The organism is Paenibacillus phytorum, assembly GCF_013141715.1.
Taxonomy (GTDB): domain Bacteria; phylum Bacillota; class Bacilli; order Paenibacillales; family NBRC-103111; genus Paenibacillus_E; species Paenibacillus_E phytorum.
Window position 1 is genome coordinate 1 of record NZ_WHOA01000246.1, and the last position, 26,757, is coordinate 26,757.

Consider the following 26,757-nt stretch of genomic DNA (forward strand, 5'->3'; position numbering starts at 1 on the left):
TTCCAATATCATATTTGGAATATTCAGCGCCTACTTTGTGAATTTCAAAGCCTGAAGCTACTTCCATTGGATTTTTCCAATAGAAGTAAAGATTTGACAGCCCGGAACTCAATTCTATTGGATTTATTCCAATAAAAGTACGATTTTCGAGGCAAGATAGTTGATTCCATTGGAAAAATCCAATAGAAGCATAATTTCTTTCTGGATACCGATTAGAATGTTGTTCCATAAGGCCAAATGACACTTAAAAGGGAAATTGTCTAGTAGGTTCAACTACTATTGGGACAACCTCTTTTTCATGAAATAATACTTTTTGGGGTTAGGGGGAGGCGATAAAGCTTATTTTAGATAGGATAGTTAGTTGCGGATTTTTGCTAGGCTAAGTGAGATAGAGTAGTGGAGGAAGTGCATAATTATTCGATCAGTAAGCCGTTCATTTTATAATATGAAGCTTCGCTGTAGGCGCCGACACTTCGAGAAAGGAGTGCTGCGCTTCTACAGTATGGAAGAAATGTGTAAAATTGTTCATATACAACAATGAACAATTAGATAATATACACAATAAACACAAATGTAAAATATTTCTTGTACACTTTTTTCTATTTTGTGTATAGAATGAACATCGAACACACAACTAGGGGGTCTACTATGAATAACCGAATTAAAAGCATGTTTGTTGTAAGCGCTATCACAAGTTTGATGATTTTGAGTGCTTGCGGACAAGGAACGACTTCGACGACCTCCAGCGGTAAAGCTGCCGATGGCGACATTTTGATCGGACTGCAGCTTCCACTAAGCGGTAACGAAGCGAAAATGGGACAAGATATGAAACAAGCCGCTGAACTCGCTGTAGAGAAAATCAATGGGACAGGCGGTATCAACGGCAAAAAGATCAAACTGACTGCTGAAGATGACGCTTGTGATCCACAAACCGCGACGGCGGCAGCAAACAAACTGGTGTCTCAAGGTGTTACCGCAATTGTAGGCGGTTATTGCTCCGGGGCTACGATTCCGGCAACAGGCGTTTACCATCAAAGCGGAATTCCGATGGTCATTACTGCTGCGAACTCGATGAAAATCTCCGACCAGAAGTTCCCGGAAATATTCATGATCAACGGTACGACTCTTCACCAAGCTGAGATTGCAACCGATTACATGATGAAAAAGAAAAACGCGAAAAAAATCGCCATCATTCACGATAATTCCGGTTATGCGAAAGATTTAGCTGAACGTACGAAAGCGGCCGTTACCGCTGCAGGCGGACAAGTTGTCGTCTATGACGCGATCAATCCGGATGAAACGGACTTTTCCCCGCTTGTTTCCAAGCTGAAGCAAGCTCAGCCGGATGCAACGTACTGGACTGCTTACTATAAAGCAGGCGGATTGTTTATCAAACAGTTCAAGCAGCAGGGTGTTAGCGGAATTATCGGCATAGGTGACGGAGCCAACGACAAAACAATCGTCGAGATTGCCGGCAAAGGCGCGGTTGAAGGAGCTTTCATCACAACGCCGCCAACGGCAGATTTGCTGCCAGAAGCGAAGAAGTTTACGGAAGAATACAAAGCGAAATTCAACCAGGAGCCAGGTCCTTACTCCGCGCTTGAATATGACGGTATGAACATTATGGCGGATGCGATCAAACGTGCGGGTTCTACGGATAAAGCCGCAATCGCAGCTGCATTGAAGAAAACGGAACTTAAGACTCTGAATTCCGATCAAACAGCCTTTAACGACAACGGTACGCTGAAAAAATCAAACTTCGTAATGTTGCAAATCAAGAACGGCAGCTTTTTGAAAGCCGAATAATAGAGATTTCAAACAATTTTGGAGTGGTGCGGTGCCAGATGGCGCCGTACGCCACTCTAACAGGAATAGGAGTGCCCGCCTTGCAAATAACGACTGACTTGTTTATTCAACAGTTGATCAACGCGCTCATCATCGGCTCGTTCTACTCTTTAATAGCTCTGGGCTATTCCATGGTTTACGGCATTATCAAATTGCTGAACTTTGCCCATGGCGACGTGTTCATGGCTGGCGCTTTCGTTGGCTATACCGTGCTTGCGAAGCTTACCGGAGTGGGAGGAAGCGTACTAGGATTAGTGGCTGCCTTTGTCATTTCAATGATTGTAACCGGATTTCTCGGGATGGGTATTGAGCGTATTGCTTACCGACCTCTATTGAAGGCACCGAAGCTGTCCATTCTTATTACCGCGGTAGGCATGTCGCTTGTTCTTGAAAACGGCGTGATGGCAGCATTCGGCTCCAAGCCGCACATTATGCCGATTACGCTCCCGACGGCAGGTTTTCAATTGTTGGGTGCGCAAATCACCTATACGCAAATCGGGATCATCACCATCTCGGTCCTACTCATGGTTGGACTGCAGCTGTTTATCCACAAAACCATTTATGGGAAGGCGATGCGGGCAATCGCCCTTGACCAGACGGCGTGCAGCTTGATGGGCATCAATGTGAGACGAGTAATTGCGCTTACGTTCTTTGTAGGCTCATCTCTCGCAGCCTCAGCAGGCATGATGAATGCAACGTATTACGGCACCATCACCTTTATGATGGGTTTCATTTTTGGACTGAAAGCGTTTACTGCAGCGGTTATCGGCGGAATCGGCAGCATTCCGGGTGCTATGCTAGGCGGTCTTGTACTTGGACTTCTGGAAACATTCGGGACATATGCGCTCGGAAGCGAGTGGAAGGACGTATTTGCCTTTATTATTCTCATTTTATTGCTAGTCTTGAAACCAACCGGCATGCTTGGAAAAAAAGTGACGGAAAGGATGTAGATGATGGAGAAAACGATACACCATACCGTTGCCAAACCGAAATTACTGGAGAAGCGCAAGCCCCTACTGCTTGGGATTCTACTCGTTGCCGCGGCGTTATTTCCGTTCTACGCAGGCAACTACTGGCTTGACGTTGGGTTTCTGGCCGTGTTTTACATTTGTCTTGGACTCGGGCTGAATATCGTCGTCGGTTACGCTGGACTGCTCGATCTCGGGTACTCCGCCTTCTTCGCAGTAGGAGCGTACACAACAGGCATACTGATGACCCAGTTTCATATGAATTTCTGGCCTACGATGCTGATCGGTGGCGCTTTGGCGGCCTTAGCCGGCATTCTCGTTGGAGCTCCGACGCTTCGTTTGCGCAGCGACTATTTGGCCATCGTTACACTAGGGTTCGGCGAAATTGTCCGCATCTCTGCCAAAAATCTCGATTTTACAGGAAGCGCCTCTGGTATCTACGGCATTATGAGTCCGTTTCCGGCTCCGGTGCGGATTGGTGGCGTTACGATCAACAATTTAAGCTATTCGTTCTGGGCAATCCTCGCGCTAATGCTGATCGTCATCTTCGTATCCTTGCGGTTAAAAAATTCACGAATCGGTCGTTCCTGGGCTTATATCCGTGAAGACGAAGATGCAGCGGAAGCAATGGGTATCAACCGCACGCGATCGAAACTTGCGGCTTACTCGATGGGCGCCATGCTCGGTGGCCTTGCCGGTTCCATCTTTGCTGTCAAGATGACGGCGATCGCGCCGGAAAGCTTCAGCTTCATGCAATCGACGATGATTTTGCTCGCCGTCATTCTCGGCGGAGTTGGCCGAGTATCAGGTGTTATTATCGGAGCCGTTCTTGTTATCGTCATACCGGAATTACTTCGGGATTTCGACAAAGTCGTTCATTTGAACATCGGCGTCGATCGTTACCGTTATCTAGTATTCGGCGTCGCGCTTGTAATTTTAATGATTTTCCGTCCTAAAGGGCTCGTCCCCGACAAAGAAGATACTGAAGAGTAACCGGAGGTGAAACCCTTTATGCCGATTATCCAAGTCAAAAATTTGCATCTGCAGTTCGGCGGATTGACAGCCGTGAACAATTTGAGTTTCGACATTCCTCATGAAACCGTGATGAGCGTAATCGGACCGAACGGTGCAGGTAAAACGTCGCTGTTCAACATGCTCTCTGGCTTTTACCGGCCGACGCGCGGGGAAATTATATTTAACGGGACGAATATAGTCGGAAAGCAGCCGCATCAGATTACAGCGCAAGGCATGGCGCGAACGTTCCAAAACCTCAGGGTATTCCCGAATTTGACGGTTCTCGAGAACGTCATGGCCGGGATGCATTCTCGAACGAAGCAGGGCCTCTTTGGCGCCTTGTTTCATACGAAAGCGCAGCGGCTGGAAGAAGAGACGATCCTGAGTGTCGCGGAAGAATGCATCCGGTTTGTTGGTATTGACAAGTACAGAAACCGCCGAGCCAAAAACTTACCATACGGGGCGCAGCGATATTTGGAAATTGCCCGGGCGCTAGCTATTCAGCCGAAAGTCCTATTCCTGGATGAACCGGCAGCAGGCTTCAACTTTACCGAGAAGCAGGATTTGATCGATCTAATCGGTCGAATACGCCGAACTTACAAGATTTCTGTGGTGCTGATCGAGCACGATATGGGGCTTATCAATAAAGTGTCCGAGCGGGTTCTCGTTCTTAACTATGGACAAAAGCTCGCGGAAGGAACGCCGGATGAGGTATTAAATAACCCGCTCGTTATCGAAGCCTATCTCGGAAAGGAGGATGAAGCGGATGAATCTGCTTGAAGTGAACGGGCTGAAGACGTACTACGGCAAAATTCAGGCGGTTAAGGGCGTATCCCTTACCGTGAAACAAGGTGAAATTGTTGCTCTGCTCGGCGCTAACGGAGCCGGTAAGAGCACGATCCTAAAAACGATTTCCGGTCTTATCCGTCCTTCGGAAGGCTCGGTGTCATTTGGTGGCGAGAACATCACGACGACCGATGCGCATGCCATCGTGGAAAAAGGTTTGATCCATGTTCCGGAAGGCAGACGCGTTTTTGCCGCGCTGACGGTGACAGAAAACTTGGAGCTCGGCGCGTTTACCAAAAAAGGCGCCAAATCTAAGACGGCGCAAAAAATCGCCATGGTTTTCGACATGTTCCCTCGATTAGCAGAGCGTCACAAGCAAATGGCGGGTACGTTAAGCGGAGGCGAGCAGCAGATGCTTGCGATCGGTAGGGCGCTGATGGCCGAGCCGAAGCTGCTAATGCTCGACGAGCCGTCCATGGGGCTAGCTCCCATTATCGTCATTGAAATCATGAAGATCATTAAAAACATTAACGAACAGAACAAAACAACGATCTTGCTGGTAGAGCAGAATGCCAAGGCTGCACTCAAACTAGCCCACCGGGGTTATGTCTTGGAAACAGGTAACATTACAATGGAAGAAAGCTCGGAAGCACTTCGCAGCAACGACAACATCGTCAAAGCCTACCTCGGCGCACATTAAACCAATCATTTGGAAGAGTCTGTTCATAGGAACAGTTATTTTAACTATTAGCAGGGGCTGTCCCAAAAGTCATCTATCTATGACATTTGGGACAGCCCCTACTGCTCGTAAACTGATGTTTTTAGCCTCAATTAAGGGGAGCGGGGCTTCCAAAAGCGTACATAGATAAGCGAATTCGCTCATGTTCATCAGGTCTCCATATATTATAATAATTATTATATAGTATCTGATCTAATTATTGACTTTCATCTAGTCGGATGTTACCATTTTATACGAATAAGATAGATTTGAGGAGGAATCATATCCATGGCAGAGCGTTTAGTTGGTAAACAAGCTCCAGATTTTACAATGGAGACCGCTACAGGTGACGGTAAAGAATTTGGTAAAGTTTCTTTGTCTGATTACAAAGGAAAATGGTTAGTATTATTCTTCTACCCATTGGACTTCACATTCGTTTGTCCAACAGAAATCACAGCACTTAGTCATGCTGCTGCTCAATTCAAAGAATTGGACACTGAGATTCTTGGTGTTTCCATCGACAGTATTCACACGCACAAAGCTTGGATCAATACTCCAATCAACGATAATGGTCTTGGCAAATTGGAATTCCCACTTGCTGCTGACATCACGAAATCTGTAGCACGTGACTACGGCGTTCTGATCGAAGAAGAAGGTATCGCGCTTCGCGGTCTGTTCATCATCGATCCAGAAGGCGAATTGAAATACGAAGTTGTTAACCACAACGACGTAGGCCGCAGCGTAGAAGAAACACTTCGTGTGCTTCAAGCGCTTCAATCCGGCGGATTGTGCCCAATGAACTGGAAACCAGGCGACAAAAACCTGGTTGTAAAATAAGCTTTTGAATACATAGAGAAGCTCCTCTGGTTGGCATGCGAATGCGAGCAGGGGAGCTTTTCTTCATGAAGGAGAGCGGACATGACGGTTCCGACGAATTTGAAATATACAAGAGATCACTACTGGATCAGGCTCGACGGGGAAAAAGCTGTTGTCGGGTTAACGGAGTACGGGATCAGCGAGCTGGGAATGCTTGTTTTTATCGAGCTCCCAGATCAGGATACTCATGTAAGAAAAGGGGAATTCATTGGTTCTGTTGAGACTGCGGCGGATGACGAACACGATCTGCTAGCCCCTTTATCCGGCCAAATAACATCAGTCAATCGGCTGCTGGAAAGAGCGGTAATGCTGATTCACGAATCCCCCTATGACAAGGGCTGGCTATTTACGATTCAGTGGAGTCAAGAATCTGAGCTGGCGCAGCTATGGGAAGAGGAAACATATTTACGGGATTTTTCGCTGGAAGACTGAAAAAGAAGGACGTAAGCCTCACTGAAGTGAGTTCTTACGTCCTTTTTTCAATCAGGTGAAAAGCTAGACGCTTTCACAAAATTTTTTGGTATGATGGGAGGTGATTGAACTATGAACGGTCCAACAGGGAGGAAATGTGAAAAAACCATCAAAGCTGCCCAAATTGTACGTTTTTCAAAAAGTCATTATCGTTTTTACCGCATTGATTATTCCTGTCTATCTAGTAAACCTGTTGATGAATATGATGGGGCAATCCTTTATCAAACAGGAATTTTCGAATTCAATCCAGTCCAAAGTACAATTTTACTCGAACCAGTTAGATGATCAAATTTCATTCATCCGAAACCAGCAGCTGCAGGTTATCAACGATTCCGATCTTCAGAAGCTAAACTTTTTATCAGGCACACTCGACGACTACGAAGAAATCCAACTCGTAAAAAGAGTAAAGGAAAGATTGGCCACCATACAGAACTCCAGTGAGTATTTGCTCAATACCGGGGTATATTTGAAATCATTTGGAAGAACGATCTCTACGCAAAGCGGAATTACTGAGCTGCCGAATCAGGAGTATGAGGTGATTGAAAAGTTCTTTAATTACTCGCCCAAACCATCCTTATACTACAGCAATGGCAGATTGTTTTTTATCGAGTTTGCAAACAATTCCAGTGTAATCGTCTATTTGGAGCTATCCGTAAAAAAATTGGAAAAGACACTGAACCAACTGGTAGGAAATTATGGCGATGCTGGTGCTGTTCTCACGAATGAAACGTTTAGTTTTGATATCTCACCTAAGCATGAAGATGCCATTGTAAAAAGTATATACAACATCGTTTCAAAAGAGCAGAATAACAAAACTTTGGATAGTCATGTCCTTAAAGTCGGAGATCAAAGTTACTGGGTCACTTACAACCGAATAAGTACGCTCGGATTAACCCTTTTCTCCTATGTAAACCAAAATGAACTTACAGGGTCTCTCAAGAAATTCAATGTATGGCTAATCATTATGTCTTTGGTCTCGATGGCAATCATTCTTGTTTTTTCATTTTCAGTCAAACTGATGATTCACAATCCACTGAAAGAGTTGATTGCGGCTTTTAAAACGCTGGAAACGGATAACCTGAACATTTCGATAAGGCCGAAAAATGACATTGAGTTCGGTTACCTATATAGAAGCTTTGATAAGATGATAGACAAGCTTAAGCAATCGATTCAACAAAATTATGAACAAAAAATAGCGCTGCAGCATTCCGAATTAAAGCAGCTGCAGTCGCAGATCAATCCTCATTTTCTATACAATGGATTTTTCAATATTTACATGATGTGTAAGGCTAAAGATTACGAAATGGTTGCCACATTTGCTCAGAAGCTGGGTAGCTATTATCAGTTTGTTACAAGAAGCGGAGAGGATGAAGTACCGTTTGCGAAGGAATATCGACATGCCATGGATTATGTGGAAATCCAATGTATTAGGTTCTCCAATCGGATTCAAGTCATAGCGGATGAGATTCCCGATGCGTGCAAGCATCTCATGGTGCCGCGCCTGATCCTGCAGCCCATAATCGAAAACACATTTGATCATGCTTTTGAGAACGAACGCAAAGGCGGCAGTATCCATATGACAGTTACGTGTGAGAATGATAGATTGTGCATATGCGTGGAAGATGATGGAAATAAAATCACGGATGAGTTCATTCATGCCCTCGAAGAGAGACTCGCCAATTCCTTCAATGTGCTTGAAAAGACAGGCATCATTAATGTTTGTAATCGAATCCGACTGAAGTATGGCGAGGAGAGCGGGCTATTTGTATCCCGAAGTGAATATGGAGGACTTAAAACAGAAATCATCATTCAATTCAATTATGGGGGCGGCAGCGATGCATAGACTTTTAATTGTTGACGACGAGCCGGCAATTGTCGAAGGACTTGTACAGATGTTTCAGGAAAGGGAGGAGCTCGATCTCGACGTATGTAAGGCGTACTCAGCGTTTGAGGCTATTGAAATTATCAAAAAAACGAAGATTGATGTGGTTCTCAGCGATATTCGCATGCCGGAGAAAAACGGTTTGCAGTTAATGGATGAGATATTATTTTATTGGCCTTCCTGCAAAATTATTTTTTTGACGGGGCACAACGAATTTGATTATGTGTACACAGCTATTCAAAAAAATGTGGAAAGCTATATTCTGAAAACCGAAGAAGATAAGGTTGTCATCGGTGCGGTTACTAATGCGTTAAAGAAAATAGAGGATGAGCTCACGAACAATGATCTTGTTGATAAGGCCCGGAAGCAAATGCTGGTCATGGCACCACTATTGAATAAGGAAATGTTCGAGGCTTTACTTTTAGGCGAAAATGTAGACGATCTTTTATCCGAAGACCTATTTGCGGGACAAGATTTAAAGCTGAAGGGGGATGCCCCTGTATTGATCCTTGTTGGCAAAATGGACTGTTGGCCGGAAGGAATGACGTACGCCAATAAACGAAACGCGCTTTATTCCATCAGGAACTTAGTTGAGCAATACTTGCCCACCTCGATGATAAACGAAGATATTGTGTATGAAAATTCGACCATTGTTTGGTTCATTCAGCTGGGTTCGGATACGGACAGGTTTCGAAGTGAAGACGATGCGATCGATTGGGGAGGCCTAGTCACCTATTTAAAAGGAGTACTTGAATCGGTTCAAAATGCGTGCCGCGATCTGCTTCAATTAGACGTTTCTTTCATCATTTCAAGGGGAGCAGTCGAATGGGACAGCATTCATAAGGAATTTGAACTTATGAAAGCAATGATTAGGAAAAGATCCGCAGCTGGGCTCAAAATGACGATTATGGACCTCGGTATGACGAACGGGTTTTTCAAATTGGAACCGGCGAAGGTTTCCGCTTACTCGGATGAATTCAACAAAAAACTGCGATTGCTTGAAAAAAGGCTGGATGAAGGGGACGAGCAGCAAGCAGAAATCGTTTGTAGGGATCTGATCAGCAGTTTGAAAGTGGATATGGGTCAAAATTATCTTGTCGGACTTGAAAGGTACTATATGTTCGTACTTGTCTTCTTAGCCTATATCAATGGGCAAAATATTACGGAAAGAATCAAGGATCATAGGCATTTCGAAAATTTTGCCATGATGGACATTCCCGGTGATTGGCTAACAACGGAAGCCTTTTATATAGAGCTTGGCAAACAGATATGCATGGAGAAGAAAGAGCAAGTTGACAAGGGTGAAAATTTGTTAGTTGAGCGAATTCATAGGTTCATAAACGAAAACTTGGGTGGAGATCTTTCTCTTGCGAGAATCGCTGAAGTGGTTTATTTTAATCCTTCGTATCTTTCACGTTTTTATAAGCAGCTAACAGGGCGCAATCTTTCCGACTACATCAATTCAGCCAAAGCGGAAGCAGCGGTGAGCATGCTAGAGGACATGCAGGTGAAAATCAATGAAATTGCTTTGAAATTGGGATTTGAATCTCCTTCCTACTTCACGGCATTTTTTCGGAAAATGAAAGAGGTGTCACCACAGGAATTTAGGGATACTATCATTCATAAAACGAGGAAGTAAACAAAACAGAACGATGTAAATAGTTTATTATAGCGAATATTCGTCCCCCAGCATTACAATAAATAGTGTAAAGCTCGAGCCTTTACCATAGTTCGTTAACAACGCTAGTTCTCAATTTGCGAAAATATGGGGGGTAAAACATGAAAAGAAAGCATGTCAGTTCTGTTCTCATGACTACACTGATGGTTGCATCGTTAGCGGCTTGCAGCAATAATGAAAGCGCTTCAAGCTCTACGAGTGCGCCGCAGCAAACTTCCAATACCCAAAAAAACGAAACCGTAGATCCATTGGGGAAATACGCTCAACCGGTCACCGTTACCGAAGTGCTAGGTTTCCGTCCTCCAGAAGACCCGAAAACGCCAAAGGGAATTACACCCGATCAGAATGCCTATCTGAAAGATTTGAAAGAAATGCTGAATATTGATCTGAAATACTTGTGGAGCGTACCGACAGAACAATACGAGCAAAAGTTTTCTCTTGCTGTTGCTTCCGCAGATTTGCCTGACATCTTGGATTTGGATGCGCTGCAATTTGAGAAATTGAAAAGTCAGGGCATGCTTGCAGATCTGACGGATGCTTATAGTAAATATGCATCTCCCGCTTTAAAGAATTATATGCAGGTGGATGGCGGGTTTGCTATGAAGACCACAACAACCGATGGCAAACTGTTGGGTATTCCTGGTTTCGAGGATCCGTATTTATCGACACAGCTATTGTGGATTCGGAAGGATTGGCTGAACAACCTTAATCTGCAGCCTCCGAAAACCATTGACGATTTGGAAAAAATAGCGGATGCCTTTGTCAAAAATGACCCTGGCAAAACCGGTAAAAATGATCGATATGGCATTGCGATGCAGAAAGCCCTCATTGGTTGGGGATTTGATGCGAGGGGTGTTTTCAACGGCTATGGTACGGCTCCAAAATCTTGGCTCAAAGGAAAAGACGGCAAGCTTGCAGCAGGTGAAATCCAGCCTGAAACGAAAAATGCCTTGGCTAAGCTGCAGTCTTGGTATCAAAAAGGGCTTATTGATAAGGAATTTGCGCTGAAAGACGAGAACAAGGTTGTGGAAGATATTGTTGCCGGCAGGGTCGGTATTTCGTACGGTGAATGGTGGTACCCGAACTGGCCGCTCAATATTAACAAGGATAAGGATCCAAATGCAGAGTGGGAAGCTTATCAAATTCCATCGCTGGATGGTCAGCCAGGGAAATCGATGGTAGGCAAAGTGCGGATGAGTCACATTATTGCTGTTAACAAAAAAGCGAAAAATCCGGAAGCTGCGATTAAGATGATTAACTTCTACCTCGAAATGGGCAAAAAACAGTATCTGGAGAAAAACAAAGCGGAAAACGGGTATGTTTACAATTGGTTCGTGCCTAGAATCTACAACCCTGCTCAAATTGAAACCATTTACACAGAGGTTAACAAGGCCTTGGATGCGAAGCAAGAGGCGATTACGCTTGATGATGATAATTATAAAAATGTCGCGGACGTGTTTAAGGCAACTAAGGAGTTCCTTGCAGGCGATACGAAGAACGCAACCAAAGGTTCAAATTGGGGTCAATACTACAGCCGTGCAGACAAAAATGGCGGTTGGGGCATAACGCGCCAAATTCGTGACAGCAAGCAAGTGTTCTTCAACGAGTTCTACGGTGTTCCGACGGAAACACAGGTAGAAAAGGGAGCGCAGCTTGATAAACTTCTCGACGAAACGTATACAAAAATCATTATGGGTGCACCTATAAGCGAATTCGACAAATACGTAGAGAGCTGGAAGAAGCTTGGCGGAGACGATATTACGAAGGAAGTAAACGAGTGGTACACGAAGAATGCCGTAAAATAAGGTGAACCATAGAACGGGGGAGAGAGAGTTTGTTACAATCTCTCCCCCATTTTTTTAAAATGGGACGTTTGAATTTGTGTGCGATTGGAGGCTTCACAGTTGAGAATAAAAACAGAAATGCCGCTGCATCTGATGCTGCTGCCTGGCGTGTTGGTGACACTTGTATATGCTTACGGCCCTATACTGGGAGTCGTGATGGCTTTTCAAAAATTTGAACCGGTGCTTGGTTTTTTTAAATCGAAATGGGTCGGGTTCAAAAACTTTAAATATGTATTCAATCTGCCGGACTTTCATCAGGTCATGTGGAATACGATACTCATTTCATCTTTAAAAATTGCCTTTTCCTTACTCGTTCCGCTCGTATTGGCGCTTCTACTGAATGAGATTACAAAGAAGTGGTTTCAGCGAATGATCCAAACAAGCATTTTTTTACCGTTTTTTCTCGCGTGGACCGTACTGGGCGGGGTCATTCTTGAGTTATTTTCATTGAGGGGCCCGGTTAACGACATCATTTCAAGCTTTGGTCTGGAACCGATTATGTTCATGGGCAGCAACAATTGGTTTCGAGCCATCATGGTCGGCTCAGATGTTTGGAAAGGTATGGGCTACAATATGATCATTTTTCTGGCTGCCATCACAGGCATCAATGCAAGTCTTTACGAGGCTGCAGAAGTAGATGGCGCTGGCAAATGGAAACAAATGATCCATATCACATTGCCGGGCATGATGCCCATCATTATTTTAATGAGCACTTTAAGTCTGGGTAATGTATTGAACGCAGGGTTTGATCAAATCTTGATCATGTATAATCCAACCGTTTATCAGGGTGCTGATATTATTGACACGTTCACTTACAGGCTAGGCCTATTCAGTCAACAGTTTGCGCCTGCAGCGGCAGTGGGGTTGTTTAAGTCAGGCATTTCTGTCGGTTTGGTATCGTTATCGTACTACCTTGCGTACAAATTCAGCAATTACCGAATATTTTAGATGGCTGGGGGATTTCATATGGTTTATAAACCATCGCTAAGCAGAAAGCTTTTCGTCGTGATGAATGCTTTGGTACTGACATTCATAACAATTATAGGGATCGTGCCGTTCATTCACCTTTTGGCCGTATCGTTAAGTTCCAATACGGCGGCGATGGCTGGCGAAGTTAAGCTGCTGCCGATCGGATTTACACTCGATGCTTACGTTTATCTCGGACATAAGGTGGAATTTATTAGGTCTCTTCGTGTTTCGCTGGAGAGGGTCGTGCTCGGAACGGCAATCAACATGTTTCTAATTTTCATTACTGCTTATCCGCTTGCCAAAGAAACGGAGCAGTTTCGCTCCCGAACTGTCTATGTGTGGTTTTTTGCGATTACGATTTTTTTGGGCGGAGGACTTATTCCGACGTATATGATCGTGAAATCGACCGGGCTGATTAATACGATTTGGGCGCTTATTTTGCCTGGAGCACTGAATGTATGGAATATGATTATGATGCTGAACTTCTTCCGAGGCATTCCGAAAGAAATGGAAGAGGCGGCTACGATCGACGGAGCCAATCATTGGACTTTGCTGTGGAAAATATATTTGCCTGTATCGTTGCCGGCGATCGCAACCATTGGGCTTTTTACCATTATAGGGCACTGGAATTCATGGTTTGATGGCATTCTCTATATGAACTCGCCGGACAAATATCCGCTGCAAACATATCTTTCCACCTTAATAACAGCCATGAATGCACAAATGCAGTCCGTTAATGTCGATCAGCTCAAACAGCTGGAGAATCTCAGCGAGAAAACGCTCCGAACTGCGCAGATTTTCATGGGTGCGCTGCCGATTCTCATGGTTTACCCGTTCGTACAAAGATTTTTTATCAAAGGTATGACAGTAGGCAGTGTGAAGGAATAAAAATAAGGCGGGATAGACAATGGGGAAAATTACAATTGCATTAATCGGAGCTGGACAAAGAGGAGTCAATTATACGGGATATGCGCTTGAACATCCGGATGAGCTGCAGGTAGTTGCCGTTGCAGAACCGAACCAGCAGAGAAGCCAAAAGTTTAAATCGCTGCACGGATTGTCTGATGAGATGTGTTTTGAGAGCTGGGAGGATTTATTGGCCAGACCTAAATTGGCGGATGCCGTGCTTATTTGTACGCAGGACAACATGCACTATGAACCGACGATGAAAGCATTGGAAGCGGGATATCACGTACTACTCGAAAAACCGATGTCCCCCGATCCGCTGGAATGTATCCGTATGGGTGAGCGTTCGGAACAATATGGGCGAGTATTTTCAATTTGTCATGTTCTTCGCTATACGGATTTCTTCGGAACAATCAAAACGTTGTTGAACGAGGGAGCGATTGGGCAGCTTATGTCCATTCAACATAATGAGAATGTGGCTTATTGGCATCAGGCGCACAGCTTTGTCAGAGGCAATTGGCGCAAAGCCGCCGAATCGAGTCCGATGATTTTGGCCAAATCCTGTCATGACCTGGATATTATTCTTTGGTTAGCAGGGGCAGATTGCACCCATGTATCATCTTTCGGATCGTTGTCTCACTTTAAAATGGAAAATGCCCCGAAGGGAGCACCGCAGCGATGCTTGGACGGATGCCCAGTCTCGGATACATGTCCATACTATGCGCCTAAAGTGTATCTTACGGATAATATACACTGGCCTACTTCAGCGATCAGTGATGATCTTAGCTTGGAAGCCCGAACGAAAGCGCTGCAAGAGGGGCCATACGGGAAATGCGTGTACCATTGCGACAATGATGTAGTTGACCATCAAGTCGTCAATATGGAGTTTGCTAATGGAGTGACGGCTGCTTTTACGATGAGCGCATTTACGAATGACTGCAGTCGAACCCTCAAGCTGATGGGAACAAAAGGCGAAATTCGCGCTGCCATGGAAAAAAATGAGATTGAAGTCATTGATTTTGAAACAGGTACGACAAAGCAAATCTCACTTGAAACACCTGGAGGGCATATTGGTCACGGAGGCGGTGACTTCGGCCTGATCCGTGATTTTGTTAAGCTCGTTCAGCAGGGCGGGCAAGGAAATGGGTTAACTTCTGCAGCTCATTCGGTGCAGAGCCACCTGATGGCATTTGCTGCGGAGCGGTCAAGGCTGGATCGAAGAGTAGTCAATATGAGAGAATTTACATTCGAGGGAGCATAGGCGGTGGAGTTATGAAAAAACGACTAAAATTTCGAGACGATGGTACGTTTGTCATCGTACAATTTTCCGATGTGGAATTTCTCGATGAATTTGATTATGACCCGGAAACACCGAAGTATGATTCAGAGACAAGAGCGCTTATGGAACGAATCATCGAAGCCGAGAAGCCCGATCTCATTGTGTTCGCCGGTGATGTAATTGCAAGTAACCGGGCGAGAGATCCGATTCAATCGTTCCGCCAAGCCGTTGATGTAGCAGAGATGAGCTGCATTCCATGGGCGGCTGTGTTCGGCAATCACGACTCGGAGGGTGAAGTGCCGAGGAAAACGATGCATGAGCTGCAATTGCAGCATGAATATTGTGTAGCGGAACCGGATCCAGAAGGCGTTAACGGGGCTGGGAACTTTGTCGTCACTGTGGCAGGCAAGAACGAAGACACGGCTGCGGCGCTATATTTTGTGGATAGCGGCGACTACTCATCAATTGGTGATCGGGTAGGCGGATATGACTGGATTCGCAGAGATCAAATCGATTGGTATGTGGGCAAGTCGCGAGAGCTGACAAGGCGAATCGATGATCAACCGCTGCCAGCACTTGCCTTCTTCCACATTCCACTACCAGAGTACAATGACGTATGGGATTTCCACGTATGCTATGGGCATCGGTATGACTCTTGCTGTTCTACTCCTGCAATTAATTCAGGTATGTTTGCGGCAATGGTGGAGATGGGCGATGTAATGGGGACGTTTGTTGGTCATGACCATGGCAACGATTTTTGGGGAACGCTACATGGTATTCGTCTTTGCTACGGACGTTCGACGAGATATGTAAGTTACGTAGATGGTGTGCGTCACGACCTGCTGCCTACAGGAGCGAGAGTCATTCGACTGAAGGAAGGGGAGCGCCGGTTCGATACATGGATTCGCCAGAATGACGGAACCGTCGTTGTAGAGCAGCCGGAGCATCGGCCGGAAGGTAGGAAAGTGGAGTGAGTGCTCTTCTGCTGTCACGGTTGAAAACGAGGGGATATCAGGTCTGGAATCAAGGGGATGTCCCAAAAGTCATATTTGGAAAATTCAGCTCCCATTTAGTGAATTATTGCAGTCTGCCTGCTACTTCCATTGGATTAATCCAATGAAAGTAGGGAATTTGCAGCTTAAAAGTCAATTTCATTGGATTTTTTCCAATAGAAGCACTAATTTCGAAGCCTGAGAGTCGATTCCATTGGGAAAATCAGACTGTCGAGAAAGTATTTTTCGCAGCAGGGGTTGCCCACGAAATTCGCAACCCGCTTACTACACTCAAAGGGTTCCTCAGCTTGCTGAAGTCCCGAACAACCGAAAAAGACAGCTGCCGATACTTGGAAATCATGTCTTACGAAATTGAACATATGGAACGGGTTACCAATCAATTTTTGACCGTTGCAAAGCCGCAAACCGTGAAATTCGAGAAGAAAAATTTAGGATTTGTGATCAGGCAGGTTGCGTCTTTTCTCTATCCGCTTGCGACAATGAACAATGTACAGATTTTGATTGAGACGGAGTCCGGAGATCCGTTCATCGAATGCGAAGAAAATTACGACTTCATCGGGGATCGGCATACCCGCAATGCCTAGCCACAGGGCAAAAAATAATGCCGCATAGCCAAAATATTGAATCATGTGCAGCAGCGTATCGAAGCTCATAATCATTCACTCCTTCTTTGTTTAACATCTTCTATGATACCTATAAAATCTTAGGAAAAAATCAAGCTTATTCTGAATTTTTTTATAAGAATAAATTCAGAATAAGACCCACTAAATCTGTAGGTTATTAGCTACGATAGAAACGGTTGAATCGCATACAAATTAGGTGCAGCATAATTCCGAGTATGGGGCACAAAAAGAAGATAGAACAGGGACCGGGACACAACCAGTCTTTGGGCGCTAAATGCGTATAGATTTATCACAAGGATTCACGCAGACATTTAGTTAGAGATGGTTTGGTTAAAACAGAATTAATGTAGGAATCATTGGGCTGATCACGGCGATAGAGTCATTCTCGCCAAATAAGGGGACGAAGCTAGCCACATTCGCGGCTAGCTGCATCGAGAACTAAATTCTTGGAGATATTGGATGATCGGGAGAAGGAAGTTGTTGTGGGGCGGTTTGGGTTGGAATTAGGTGGGGAAGAGCGGACGCAGAGAGAGATTGCGAAGGAGCTGGGTATTTCGCGGTCGTATGTGTCGAGGATTGAGAAAAGGGCGCTGATGAAGCTTTATCATGAGTTTTATAAGGCGAAGCGGTAAAGGGATAAGTTGAGCATGAACCTGCCATTTGAGGCGGGTTTTTATGTGTTATTGGACTCTTAGGGATCTTTTTGGAGTTACTGAATCTCGAGCATGATGGGTACTGGAAGGTTAGAGATAATGCTATGGAGAAGACATATTTAAGAAGCTAACCTCCTGCTTGGGGTAGTACCAGCGCGATTTACATTATTTTTATATATTTTGGATAAATATTGGAGCTTACAACCATCATCCTGCAAATCGTAATTCCCTTGGCTGCGTCACTTGTCAAGGCCGAATATCGCTCATTCCAGCATGTGTATTAGTTGGAATATTTCAGTATTTTTATCTTGCCTATGTAGCGGCTGGATTTTGGACATTTGACTGTATATTAAACGTCGTGAAAATTTTCTATCACCCCGGTCTAGATTTGAAATTACGCTTTGTCGCTATAGTAGACAACCTTACGGTAAAAGCCCGAATTCAAGGTGCCAATGGATTTAAATGCTGGATTTTTTAAGCTTCCGGTTTTTATGTCCGGGTCAAAACTCCCATTTCAATCCTTGGAATTATAGGATTATATTACTATTGATATATATTTTGGAACGGGCTAGAATGAGGGAGCAAACAAAATACGGCGGGATTGTTACTGTTTAGCAGGCAAGACCTAAAATGTTTTAAGAATGAACTGCACCGTTAGGGTGCGTTATTCTTGAACGTTTTAGGTCTTTTTTTGTTCCGCTTTGCTGAGGGGGTGTCTCGAAGTTAAAGGTTTGTTTACAACAACAAAAGCCGTTTGGCAACCAATCGAGGAGGAAAAGAAATGAAAAGAAGATTTCTGCCCAAATTTGGAAAACTGGTTTTAACCGCAACGATTCTTGCAAGCAGTCTGGTGGCTAGCTCCGTTTCGGCGAAGGAGGCAAGCCCTACCGTTCCGGACGATTTCACATCCATCTGGTCGCGTCAACAAGCCGAGAAAGTCGCACTCACGCAACAAAACACGGCTCCGAAGATCGATACAAACTTTAATTTGGTCGCACCGGACCAGTGGGTTTGGGACACATGGCCGCTTGAAAACAGAGACGGTTCCCTCGCCATCGTAAATGGATACAGAATCGCATTTGCCTTGGTTGCTCCGCGCACTTACAGTTGGGGAGATCGCCATACACACGCAAGAATCGGCATGTTCTATTCGAAAAACGGTAAAGATTGGACTTACGCAGGCGTTCCTTATAACACTGATAAAGCACTTGGCCACCATCAATGGGCCGGAACAGCGATGCTGGACGAGAAAGGCAAAGTGCACCTGTTCTATACGGCAGTAACCGATATGAACGCTAACGGCGGTAAAGAGTGGAGCGACGAAAACTGGCTTCAAAGAGCCGAGCAGCGCATCGCTACGACAACGTTCGACATCAACGCTGGCAAAGACGGCGTGAATCTGACCAATGAAGGCGAACACAAGATCATTCTTCAAGCGGACGGCAAATTATACGAAACCATTCAAAACTTTAATGGCAACAGCATCACCGCGTTCCGCGATCCGTTCTTCTTCCATGACCCTAACACTGGCAAAGAATACCTTATTTTTGAAGGCCAGGCCGGCACCAACTATCCGTTGACACCGGAAAATATCGGAGACGAAGTGTACCGCAGAACCCATTCCTTACCGGCAGGCGCGGAGAAGTATACAGGCATGATCGGCATTGCGGAAGTGCTTGACCACGATGTGACCAAATTGAAGCTTCTGCCGCCGCTGCTCGATTCGATTGGAGCCAACCAACAATTGGAGAGACCTCACGTTGTTGTGAAAGGCGATGAGTATTACCTGTTCACTATTAGCCACACCTTCACTTACGCAACTGGATTGACCGGTCCGGACGGCGTATACGGCTTCTACGGCAAAGGCGGAATCCGTGCCGACTACAAGCCGATGAACGGCAGCGGTCTGGTCATCGGTAACCCGGCCAGCAATCCGTATCAAGCGTATTCTTGGTTGGTGCTTCCGAACCAGCAGGTAATCAGCTTCATCAACGAACCACGTGATGCAAACGGCCAAGTGAAATTCGGTGGCACCTTCGCACCGACACTGAAGATCTCCCTGAATGGCGACAAGTCGGAAATTACTGGAGAAGGCAAGCCGGGAGAAATCAAGCCTTTCGGTGCAAATCGGTAATCGATCATCTTCATCAAGCAACGTTAACCGAAATTAAAGAAACGAGAGGAGCATTAAAATGATCCGTAAAAACAAGAAAGCTGTAACGATCCTCGCTTTGGCGACGACCATCGTTGCTTCCAGCTTTGCTGCATTGCCGGTATTTGCCCAAGGCGGGCCCCAGACCGTGAATTGGACGCGGGAAGATGTATCGAAAATCGAACTGAATAACAGCAACACCATTCCTTACTTCGACGTCAGCAAGCTGCCTAAGATGGCACCAGGCTATCACATGTGGGACACCTGGCCGCTTCTGGACCGCGACGGGAACATTGCTACGTACAAAGGCTGGAAAGTGATCTTCTGTCTTTCCGCCCCGAACAATTTGCTTCCGGGTAAAGTGCACGATGTCGCCACCATCCGTTATTTCTACTCGAAAAACGGTCAAGATTGGACCTTTGGCGGCGAGTTTTTCCCGGAAGGAACAGCGATCGGCCAACGTCAATGGGCAGGCTCCGCTATGCTGGACGGCGATGAGATTCACGCCTTTTACACTGCAACCGGCCGTCAAACCGAGGACCATCTGACTTACGAACAGCGCATTGCCACCGCAACCGGCAAAATCGTTGCGGACAGCAACGGCGTCCATTTCGAAAATTGGGGTCCGCACCGCGTTATTTTGGAACCGGACGGGAAATACTACGAAACGTTGGATCAAGCGAATCATGGCGAAGCCGGAGGTTACGCGTTCCGCGATCCGATGTGGTTCAAAGATCCGAAAACGGGTAAAGAATACCTGCTGTTCGAAGGCATGTCCGGCGGCGCCGTCGGGGATCGCCAGTTCAAGCCTGAATATGCAGGAAGCGCCCAGTATCTGCAGCAGAATCCCGTACCGCCAAGCGCCGTACATCAAAACGGCAACATCGGCATCGCCGAGGTGAGCAGCGATTTGTCGACGTTCAAGCTGCTTCCTCCGGTCATCGAGGCGAACTTTGTGAACGAAGAGCTGGAGCGTCCGCACATTGTGGTCAAAGATAAGAAATATTATCTGTTTACCGACACCCATGTCAGTAAATACGCAGAAGGGCTTCATGGACCGGAAGGCATGTACGGCTTCGTTTCCGATACGCTGATCGGCGGTTACAAGCCGCTGAACGGAAGCGGCCTCGTACTGGCCAATCCTACTAATAATCCGTACCAGGCGTATTCCTGGCTGGTGACGCCGAAATTGAATGTAGTCAGCTTTGCGCAATTCGGCGATCTGAACGGCATGTCGGTTGGCGAAATCGGCAACCAGCCTCCGGAATGGCAGTTTAAACACTTCGGCGGAACTTTGGCACCGACGGTAAAGCTGTCCATTAAAGGCGATCATACGGAAATAGAGAAGATACTGCCTCAGGGCTGGATCAAGTAAAACGACCGGGAACGGTCAAATAAAAACGAATCCAATTGGAAGGCTATTGACTTAGATGTCAGTAGCCTTCTTTATCACTTTTTCCACGATTCCCTACACGAAAGATTTTATGGAAGGGGTTATAGATGTGCCCAAAAAAATGATTTTGCTTATACTATTGTTCATAATGGTTTTCACATCTCTGTCAATGATATTACCTATTCGGAATACATCTTTGGTACATGCCCAAAACTCTTATTATAACGAACCCTATCGTCCTCAATATCATTTCTCACAGGAAGCGAACTGGATGAATGATCCCAACGGGATGGTTTATTACGAAGGAGAATATCATTTATTTTATCAATATCATCCAAACAGCACACATTGGGGTCCAATGAACTGGGGACATGCGGTAAGCAGGGATCTGGTTCATTGGGAACACCTGCCGATCGCTTTGAAACCGGATGAAAATGGCTATGTTTTTTCCGGCAGTGCAGTTGTGGATTGGAACAATACAAGCGGTTTGGGGACAGATCCTCAAAATCCTCCGCTTATCGCTATTTTTACGCATGCAAAAGACAAGCAGGTACAGAGCCTTGCTTACAGCAACGATAAAGGAAGAACGTGGGAGATGTACAAAGGAAATCCCATCATGGCGAATACGCCATCTGCTGATTGGCGGGATCCTAAAGTTTTTTGGTATGATGGAACCAAAACATGGGTAATGATTCTGGCAGCTGGACAAAAAGCGATGCTCTATACATCGCCTAACTTGAAAGAATGGAATTATGTGAGTGAATTTGGCAAACCGAATGGTGCTGCCGATGGCGTCTGGGAATGTCCCGATTTATTTGCGTTGCCTGTAGACGGGGATTCGAACCGGAAAAAATGGGTTTTGACCGTTAGCATCAATAATGGCGCAGTGGCTGGCGGTTCAGGTATGCAGTATTTCGTGGGCGATTTCGACGGAACAAAATTTACGAATGACAATCCCGCATCGTCCGTGTTATGGGCGGACTACGGTGCTGACTTTTATGCAGGCGTTACATGGAGTGACGCCCCAAACAATAACGATAACAGGCTCTGGCTCGGCTGGATGAGCAATTGGCAATATGCGAATGATACGCCTACATCAACATGGAGAAGTGCTTATTCCACCGTCAGAAAATTAGAATTAAAAACACTCCCCGAGGGTATCCGTTTGGTTCAAAAGCCCGTATCTCAGTTGGAACAGCTTCGTAAATCAGTCAAAAGCGTATATAATCAAGAGATTCTTCCGGGCAACAAGACTCTTACGGACGTATCCGGGGATACGCTTGAAATCGTTGCTGAGTTTCAAGTGAATTCGAATACCACAGCCGATGAATTTGGCTTTAAAGTTCGTAAGGGGGAACACGAACAGACCATAGTCGGATATAACAGAAAAAAGTCATCATTATTTGTGGACCGCAGCCAATCGGGCTCTTCTAACTTTAATGATCAATTTGCTAAGGTACATGCCGCTCCACTCACTGTGCAAAATCAAAAGGTAAAGATGCACATATTTGTTGACAGATCTTCTGCAGAAGTTTTCGGCAATGACGGAGAGAAAGTCATCACTGACCAAATCTTCCCCGATGCTTCCAGCGTGGGAGTAGAACTGTATGCTGCTAACGGCAAAGTTTCTCTAGATTCCCTGCAAATTTATTCTCTGGATAAGGTTTGGAAAAAAGATCCATTTCAATCAAATCTGGCGAATTGGGCAGCTGCCAGCGGATCATGGGTGGATACGATTGACGGCAAACAGGGTCGGGGAATGGAAGCGTCCAATGTTATGGCATCTGATAACGGAACAGATTTTACCTATCAAGCGGATATCAAGCTTTCTGAGTCTTCGACAGGTACGGGTGGACTTGTCTTTCACTCAAATGAAGACGGATCGAGAGGTTACGTGGCTAGTCTGGATGCCGCTTCAAATGTAGTCAGGCTGTATAATAGCTCCGATCATGCAACAATTGCAAGCTATCGTACACGTATTGAGCCTAAAAAATCGTATAATATGAAAGTCGTTACTTCCGGCAGCACCATAAAAGTTTATATAAATGAGATCTTAGTAATCTCAACCAGTGATACTGCTTATAAAAGCGGGAGATTCGGTCTGCTCGTGCAGAACGATACGTTCTTGTTCCAAAATGTGACTTTCTCCAGCATACCTTCCACAGCGAGCCGTCTAGAGACCCTCCCTGTACGGGCAGATTCGACTCCTTACTTGACGAGAATCAATTCGCAAGGTGAGATTACAAATCCTGATTTTGAAACGGGAGATTTAACCGGCTGGACTGTGGTCAGCGGTGATATCTTCTCAGATCGGGACGTAACGGCTGACCGGAATTTCTGGGGAGGTCCCTTTCAATTTTCGGGTAACTATCACTTATGGGGCCATAAGGCAGGTACAGACGGCAGGACAGGTGTATTGAAGTCTGAAAACTTTATTCTATCCGGAAACGGGATGATTAACTTCCTGATTGGCGGCGGCAATCAAATCGAAAAACAATATGTGGCACTGGTCAGAGCTTCTGATGGTGTCGAAATCTTTAAAGAAACAGGAAAGGACACAGAAAGCTATCGCCGGATCATTTGGAACGCCTCGCAATACTTAGGGCAAGAGGTGTATATTAAAGTAGTTGATAACAACACGGACGGATTTGGGCATCTTAACATTGACGATTTCCGTGTGAAAAACTTTTGAAATTATTGTAGTAAGTCGGATACTGCACCAAAAAAATGAACGATTACGAATGTTATAATGTTGAAGCCGTACCGAGAGGGGGAGAGAACGATCAGAGCAGACCTGCAACAAATAGCCCAAAAGCTGCTGTTATTATTGGGCGGCAAGAATAATATCGTTGATGCTTCCCACTGCGCGACCCGTCTTCGTTTGATTCTTCACGACGACAGCAAAGTGGATGTAGCCAAAATCGAACAAATAAAAGGTGTGGAAGGGGTATTTGTCCGATCCGGTCAATACCAAATTATGTTTGGAACCGGTACTGTGAACAATGTGCATAGGGCGCTAATGGCAGCGTACGCGAACGAACCGGACAAGCCCGCTGATCCAAATCTTTCGGTAACGGCGAAGAATAACCTGAATCCACTCGTCCGGCTGTTCCAAATGCTGTCCCAAATTTTTGTGCCGATTATTCCAGTGATTGTGGCCAGCGGACTATTGACAGGACTGCTCGGGATGATGAAGGCGTTCCATTGGGGGGCGCCGGATAGCGATTGGATGAGAATGCTGGGCATTTTTTCGAGTGCCGCATTCATCATTCTGCCGGTACTGATCGGTTTCAGTGCCGCCAAAGAGTTTGGCAGCTCGCCCTTTATGGGGGCGGTCATCGGCGGAATTTTGACTCATCCCTCTCTGACGGATCCTGTGGGGCTCGTTCATAGAATCATGGACACTATGGACGTTTTCGGTAATCGCTTCACTATGATCGGATACCAAGGTACTGTGATTCCCATTCTATTGTCCGTTTACCTGATGAGCAAGCTTGAAAAAGGACTGAGAAAAATCATTCCTCCCGCGTTGGACCTGCTTGTCGTACCGTTTGTGACGATTTTTATTACCGGTACGGTATCTCTGTTGGTGCTCGGTCCATTGGGGACTTTCATTGGCAGTTTCATTTCTGGCGCATTAATGATTATTTATATGAAGGCGGGAATGATAGCCGGATTCTTTTTTGGCGGATTATACCCGCTGATCGTTATGACCGGTTTACATCACAGCTTCAATATGATCGAAGCCGGGTTGCTTGCCGATCCGAAAATCGGTGTGAACCTTTTGCTTCCGATTTGGTCCATGGCGAATGTAAGTCAAGGCGGTGCGGGACTGGCCGTGTTTTTTATGACACGAAATCAATCGTTGAAGAGAATCGCCATCTCTAGCTCACTATCTTCGTTTTTGGGAATCATTGAACCCGTTATTTTCGGGGTGAATTTGAAGCTGATCCGGCCGCTCATCGGTGCAGCCGTCGGCGGGGCGTTAGGGGGCGCCTATGTGGTATTTGCCCATGTGGCGGCAAATTCGTACGGCTTGACAGGCATTCCAATGATAGCTATCATAGCTCCACTCGGAATGCCAAATTTGCTGCATTATTTGATCGGTTTTTGCCTCGCGGTCGGTTCCGCATTCTTAACCACGTTGATGCTCGGTATAAATGAAGAGAGAGGATCCAATGATGTTAAGTAAGTGGTTGGGTACAAAACAAGGGCAACCGGAGGAGATTATTTTGTCTCCGCTCAGCGGCAAAGTACTGAAACTGGCGGATGTGCCGGATCCCGTGTTCTCCACTATGCTGCGGGAACACGGGATTGCGATCGAGCCCGTGGCAGGAATAGTGCTCTCTCCAGTAGACGGAGAGGTGGTGGCAATTTTGCCGTCCAAGCATGCAGTCGTGATGCGTTCGATTAATGGAGTGGAACTGATTATTCACATCGGCCTGGATACCGTGTCCATGAGGGGGGAAGGCTTTCATGCCCATGTCCAAAAAGGCGATCGGGTAATAACGGGTCAGCCTCTGATCGATTTTTCCCCGGAACTGGTCAAGCGGAAAGCGACAAGCGCGATTACTCCGATTTTCATCATCAATCCGGAAGTGATCGATTGGCTTGATATTCAGTTCCCGGATCTTGCGAAAGCAGGCGTAACGCCGCTCATGAGGATCCGATTAAAACATTAAAAACAAAAATCGACGATAATAAGAGCTAGGGAGGAATTATGAAAATAAAACGAATTCTGAACAATAATGCGGTTGTCGTCAACGACGGAAATGAAGAACAAATTGTTATGGGAGCAGGCATCGGATTTCAAAAAACGAAGAACGATCCGGTTGATCAGTCACGAATAGAAAAAGTGTTTGTTATGAAGGACGAGTCGAAATACCAAAAGTTCGAGCAAATATTGACTACGCTCCCGGAAGAGCATATTCAGGTGGCGGAGGAGCTCATTTCTCATGCCGAAAGAGAGCTGGGAGTTGTCCTGCACGAACATATACATATTGCGCTTACCGATCATCTTTCCTTTGCGATCGAACGCTTGGCGAAAGGCATGGTCATTCAAAATACATTGCTCAACGAAATAAAAGTGTTGTACGCCAAAGAGTTTCAGATCGCCCGTTTGGCGCAAACTTTGATTCAAGAGAAAATCGGGATCGAAATCCCGGAAGATGAAGTAGGCTATATCGCCCTGCACATCCATACGGCAAGAATCAATGCGGGAGATATGGCGAAAACACTGGATATTACCACGATGATTAGAGACATTATCGATGAGATCGAACAAGAACTGAATATCCGCATTTCTGACGAAACGGTATCTTACGAGCGGTTGGTTACTTTTTTGCGTTTCGCTATCCAACGTTCGAGTACGGGCGAGGCTTTTCACGAAATGGAACCGGACATGGTTCAAATCATCAAAAACAAGTACCGCAGATCATTCGCTTGTGCCCAAAAAATCGGTGAATTTGTGAGTGAGGAGTACGAATTTGAATTCCCGGAAGCGGAGCTGGCCTACATCTCCATGCACATCCAAAGGATTTATTCGAGATTCGTTGTGCCGCTAGATGGCTCTTTACTTGGTGAGGACGACGCTTAAATTTCGGAAGATCGGAATCCAACTTTGAAAGCGGATACGATAGTGGATCAATAGGATTGAAAAGACAGACACAAATTACAAAGAGTATCGT

At 45.6% G+C, this 26,757-nt stretch carries 22 protein-coding genes and 2 pseudogenes; 22 read left to right on the top strand and 2 right to left on the bottom strand.

The window, feature by feature from the left end; translation table 11 throughout:
• Positions 1-229 (bottom strand): hypothetical protein (locus tag GC098_RS39680; RefSeq protein ID WP_216625554.1); only part of this gene is annotated, 229 nt, incomplete at its 3' end.
• Positions 230-648: 419 nt separating this feature from the next.
• On the opposite strand from GC098_RS39680, the gene GC098_RS36435 reads away from it, so the two are divergent.
• From GC098_RS36435 to GC098_RS36505, 15 genes are all read left to right on the top strand, one after another.
• Positions 649-1,806: a branched-chain amino acid ABC transporter substrate-binding protein gene (locus tag GC098_RS36435; protein ID WP_171649222.1), complete on the top strand. Its 1,158-nt coding sequence runs from the start codon at positions 649-651 to the stop codon at positions 1,804-1,806.
• A gap of 80 nt (positions 1,807-1,886) precedes the next feature.
• A complete protein-coding gene (locus GC098_RS36440) occupies positions 1,887-2,795 on the top strand; it encodes a branched-chain amino acid ABC transporter permease (protein ID WP_246359160.1) in 909 nt (302 codons plus the stop codon).
• A 3-nt stretch (positions 2,796-2,798) separates the two neighbouring features.
• A complete protein-coding gene (locus tag GC098_RS36445) occupies positions 2,799-3,806 on the top strand; it encodes a branched-chain amino acid ABC transporter permease (protein ID WP_171649224.1) in 1,008 nt (335 codons plus the stop codon).
• An 18-nt stretch (positions 3,807-3,824) separates the two neighbouring features.
• On the top strand, positions 3,825-4,607 hold the full coding sequence (locus GC098_RS36450; RefSeq protein ID WP_171649225.1) for an ABC transporter ATP-binding protein: 783 nt from the start codon (positions 3,825-3,827) through the stop codon (positions 4,605-4,607).
• A complete protein-coding gene (locus GC098_RS36455; protein ID WP_216625559.1) occupies positions 4,600-5,313 on the top strand; it encodes an ABC transporter ATP-binding protein in 714 nt (237 codons plus the stop codon). The genes GC098_RS36450 and GC098_RS36455 overlap by 8 nt, the downstream gene beginning before the upstream one ends.
• Before the next feature lie 306 nt (positions 5,314-5,619).
• A complete protein-coding gene (locus tag GC098_RS36460; RefSeq protein WP_047681044.1) occupies positions 5,620-6,168 on the top strand; it encodes a peroxiredoxin in 549 nt (182 codons plus the stop codon).
• 81 nt (positions 6,169-6,249) lie between these two features.
• Positions 6,250-6,639, top strand: a complete 390-nt coding sequence (locus GC098_RS36465; protein ID WP_171649227.1) for a biotin/lipoyl attachment domain-containing protein — start codon at positions 6,250-6,252, stop codon at positions 6,637-6,639.
• Between the two features lie 136 nt (positions 6,640-6,775).
• Entirely contained in the window at positions 6,776-8,521 is a 1,746-nt protein-coding gene (locus GC098_RS41395; RefSeq protein ID WP_171649228.1) for a sensor histidine kinase, read from the top strand.
• Positions 8,514-10,199 (top strand): response regulator transcription factor, encoded by a 1,686-nt coding sequence (locus GC098_RS36475; RefSeq protein WP_171649229.1) that lies wholly within the window; start codon positions 8,514-8,516, stop codon positions 10,197-10,199. Before GC098_RS41395 ends, GC098_RS36475 begins: the two co-directional genes overlap by 8 nt.
• Before the next feature lie 140 nt (positions 10,200-10,339).
• Complete coding sequence (locus GC098_RS36480) at positions 10,340-12,043, top strand: extracellular solute-binding protein (protein ID WP_171649230.1); 1,704 nt, start codon at positions 10,340-10,342, stop codon at positions 12,041-12,043.
• A gap of 117 nt (positions 12,044-12,160) precedes the next feature.
• Entirely contained in the window at positions 12,161-13,030 is an 870-nt protein-coding gene (locus tag GC098_RS36485; RefSeq protein WP_171649268.1) for an ABC transporter permease, read from the top strand.
• A gap of 18 nt (positions 13,031-13,048) precedes the next feature.
• Positions 13,049-13,939 (top strand): carbohydrate ABC transporter permease, encoded by an 891-nt coding sequence (locus GC098_RS36490; protein WP_171649231.1) that lies wholly within the window; start codon positions 13,049-13,051, stop codon positions 13,937-13,939.
• Positions 13,940-13,958: 19 nt separating this feature from the next.
• Positions 13,959-15,218 (top strand): Gfo/Idh/MocA family protein, encoded by a 1,260-nt coding sequence (locus GC098_RS36495; RefSeq protein WP_171649232.1) that lies wholly within the window; start codon positions 13,959-13,961, stop codon positions 15,216-15,218.
• Between the two features lie 11 nt (positions 15,219-15,229).
• Positions 15,230-16,210: a metallophosphoesterase family protein gene (locus GC098_RS36500; RefSeq protein WP_171649233.1), complete on the top strand. Its 981-nt coding sequence runs from the start codon at positions 15,230-15,232 to the stop codon at positions 16,208-16,210.
• 206 nt (positions 16,211-16,416) lie between these two features.
• The gene (locus GC098_RS36505; RefSeq protein WP_312880577.1) at positions 16,417-16,833 is read left to right on the top strand and encodes a histidine kinase dimerization/phospho-acceptor domain-containing protein; all 417 of its coding nucleotides are present in this window, start codon (positions 16,417-16,419) and stop codon (positions 16,831-16,833) included.
• Here GC098_RS36505 and GC098_RS41975 read toward each other — a convergent pair.
• Positions 16,792-16,902: pseudogene (locus GC098_RS41975) on the bottom strand (DedA family protein); the annotation flags it as partial. The gene GC098_RS36505 and the pseudogene GC098_RS41975 overlap by 42 nt on opposite strands.
• A 310-nt stretch (positions 16,903-17,212) precedes the next feature.
• On the opposite strand from GC098_RS41975, the pseudogene GC098_RS36510 reads away from it, so the two are divergent.
• From GC098_RS36510 to GC098_RS36540, 7 genes and pseudogenes are all read left to right on the top strand, one after another.
• Positions 17,213-17,504, top strand: a pseudogene (locus GC098_RS36510) (sigma-70 family RNA polymerase sigma factor); the annotation flags it as partial.
• A gap of 802 nt (positions 17,505-18,306) precedes the next feature.
• Positions 18,307-19,659, top strand: a complete 1,353-nt coding sequence (locus tag GC098_RS36515; RefSeq protein ID WP_171649234.1) for a glycoside hydrolase family 68 protein — start codon at positions 18,307-18,309, stop codon at positions 19,657-19,659.
• A gap of 58 nt (positions 19,660-19,717) precedes the next feature.
• Positions 19,718-21,052: a glycoside hydrolase family 68 protein gene (locus tag GC098_RS36520; protein WP_171649235.1), complete on the top strand. Its 1,335-nt coding sequence runs from the start codon at positions 19,718-19,720 to the stop codon at positions 21,050-21,052.
• A 187-nt stretch (positions 21,053-21,239) separates the two neighbouring features.
• Positions 21,240-23,762 (top strand): glycoside hydrolase family 32 protein, encoded by a 2,523-nt coding sequence (locus tag GC098_RS36525; RefSeq protein ID WP_281367175.1) that lies wholly within the window; start codon positions 21,240-21,242, stop codon positions 23,760-23,762.
• Positions 23,763-23,819: 57 nt separating this feature from the next.
• Positions 23,820-25,262 carry a PTS transporter subunit EIIC gene (locus GC098_RS36530; protein WP_171649236.1) on the top strand — a complete coding sequence of 481 codons (1,443 nt, stop codon included), beginning with the start codon at positions 23,820-23,822 and terminating at the stop codon, positions 25,260-25,262.
• On the top strand, positions 25,249-25,752 hold the full coding sequence (locus GC098_RS36535; protein ID WP_246359163.1) for a PTS sugar transporter subunit IIA: 504 nt from the start codon (positions 25,249-25,251) through the stop codon (positions 25,750-25,752). Before GC098_RS36530 ends, GC098_RS36535 begins: the two co-directional genes overlap by 14 nt.
• 38 nt (positions 25,753-25,790) lie before the next feature.
• Positions 25,791-26,666, top strand: a complete 876-nt coding sequence (locus GC098_RS36540; protein ID WP_171649237.1) for a PRD domain-containing protein — start codon at positions 25,791-25,793, stop codon at positions 26,664-26,666.
• The last annotated feature ends 91 nt before the right edge of the window (positions 26,667-26,757 follow it).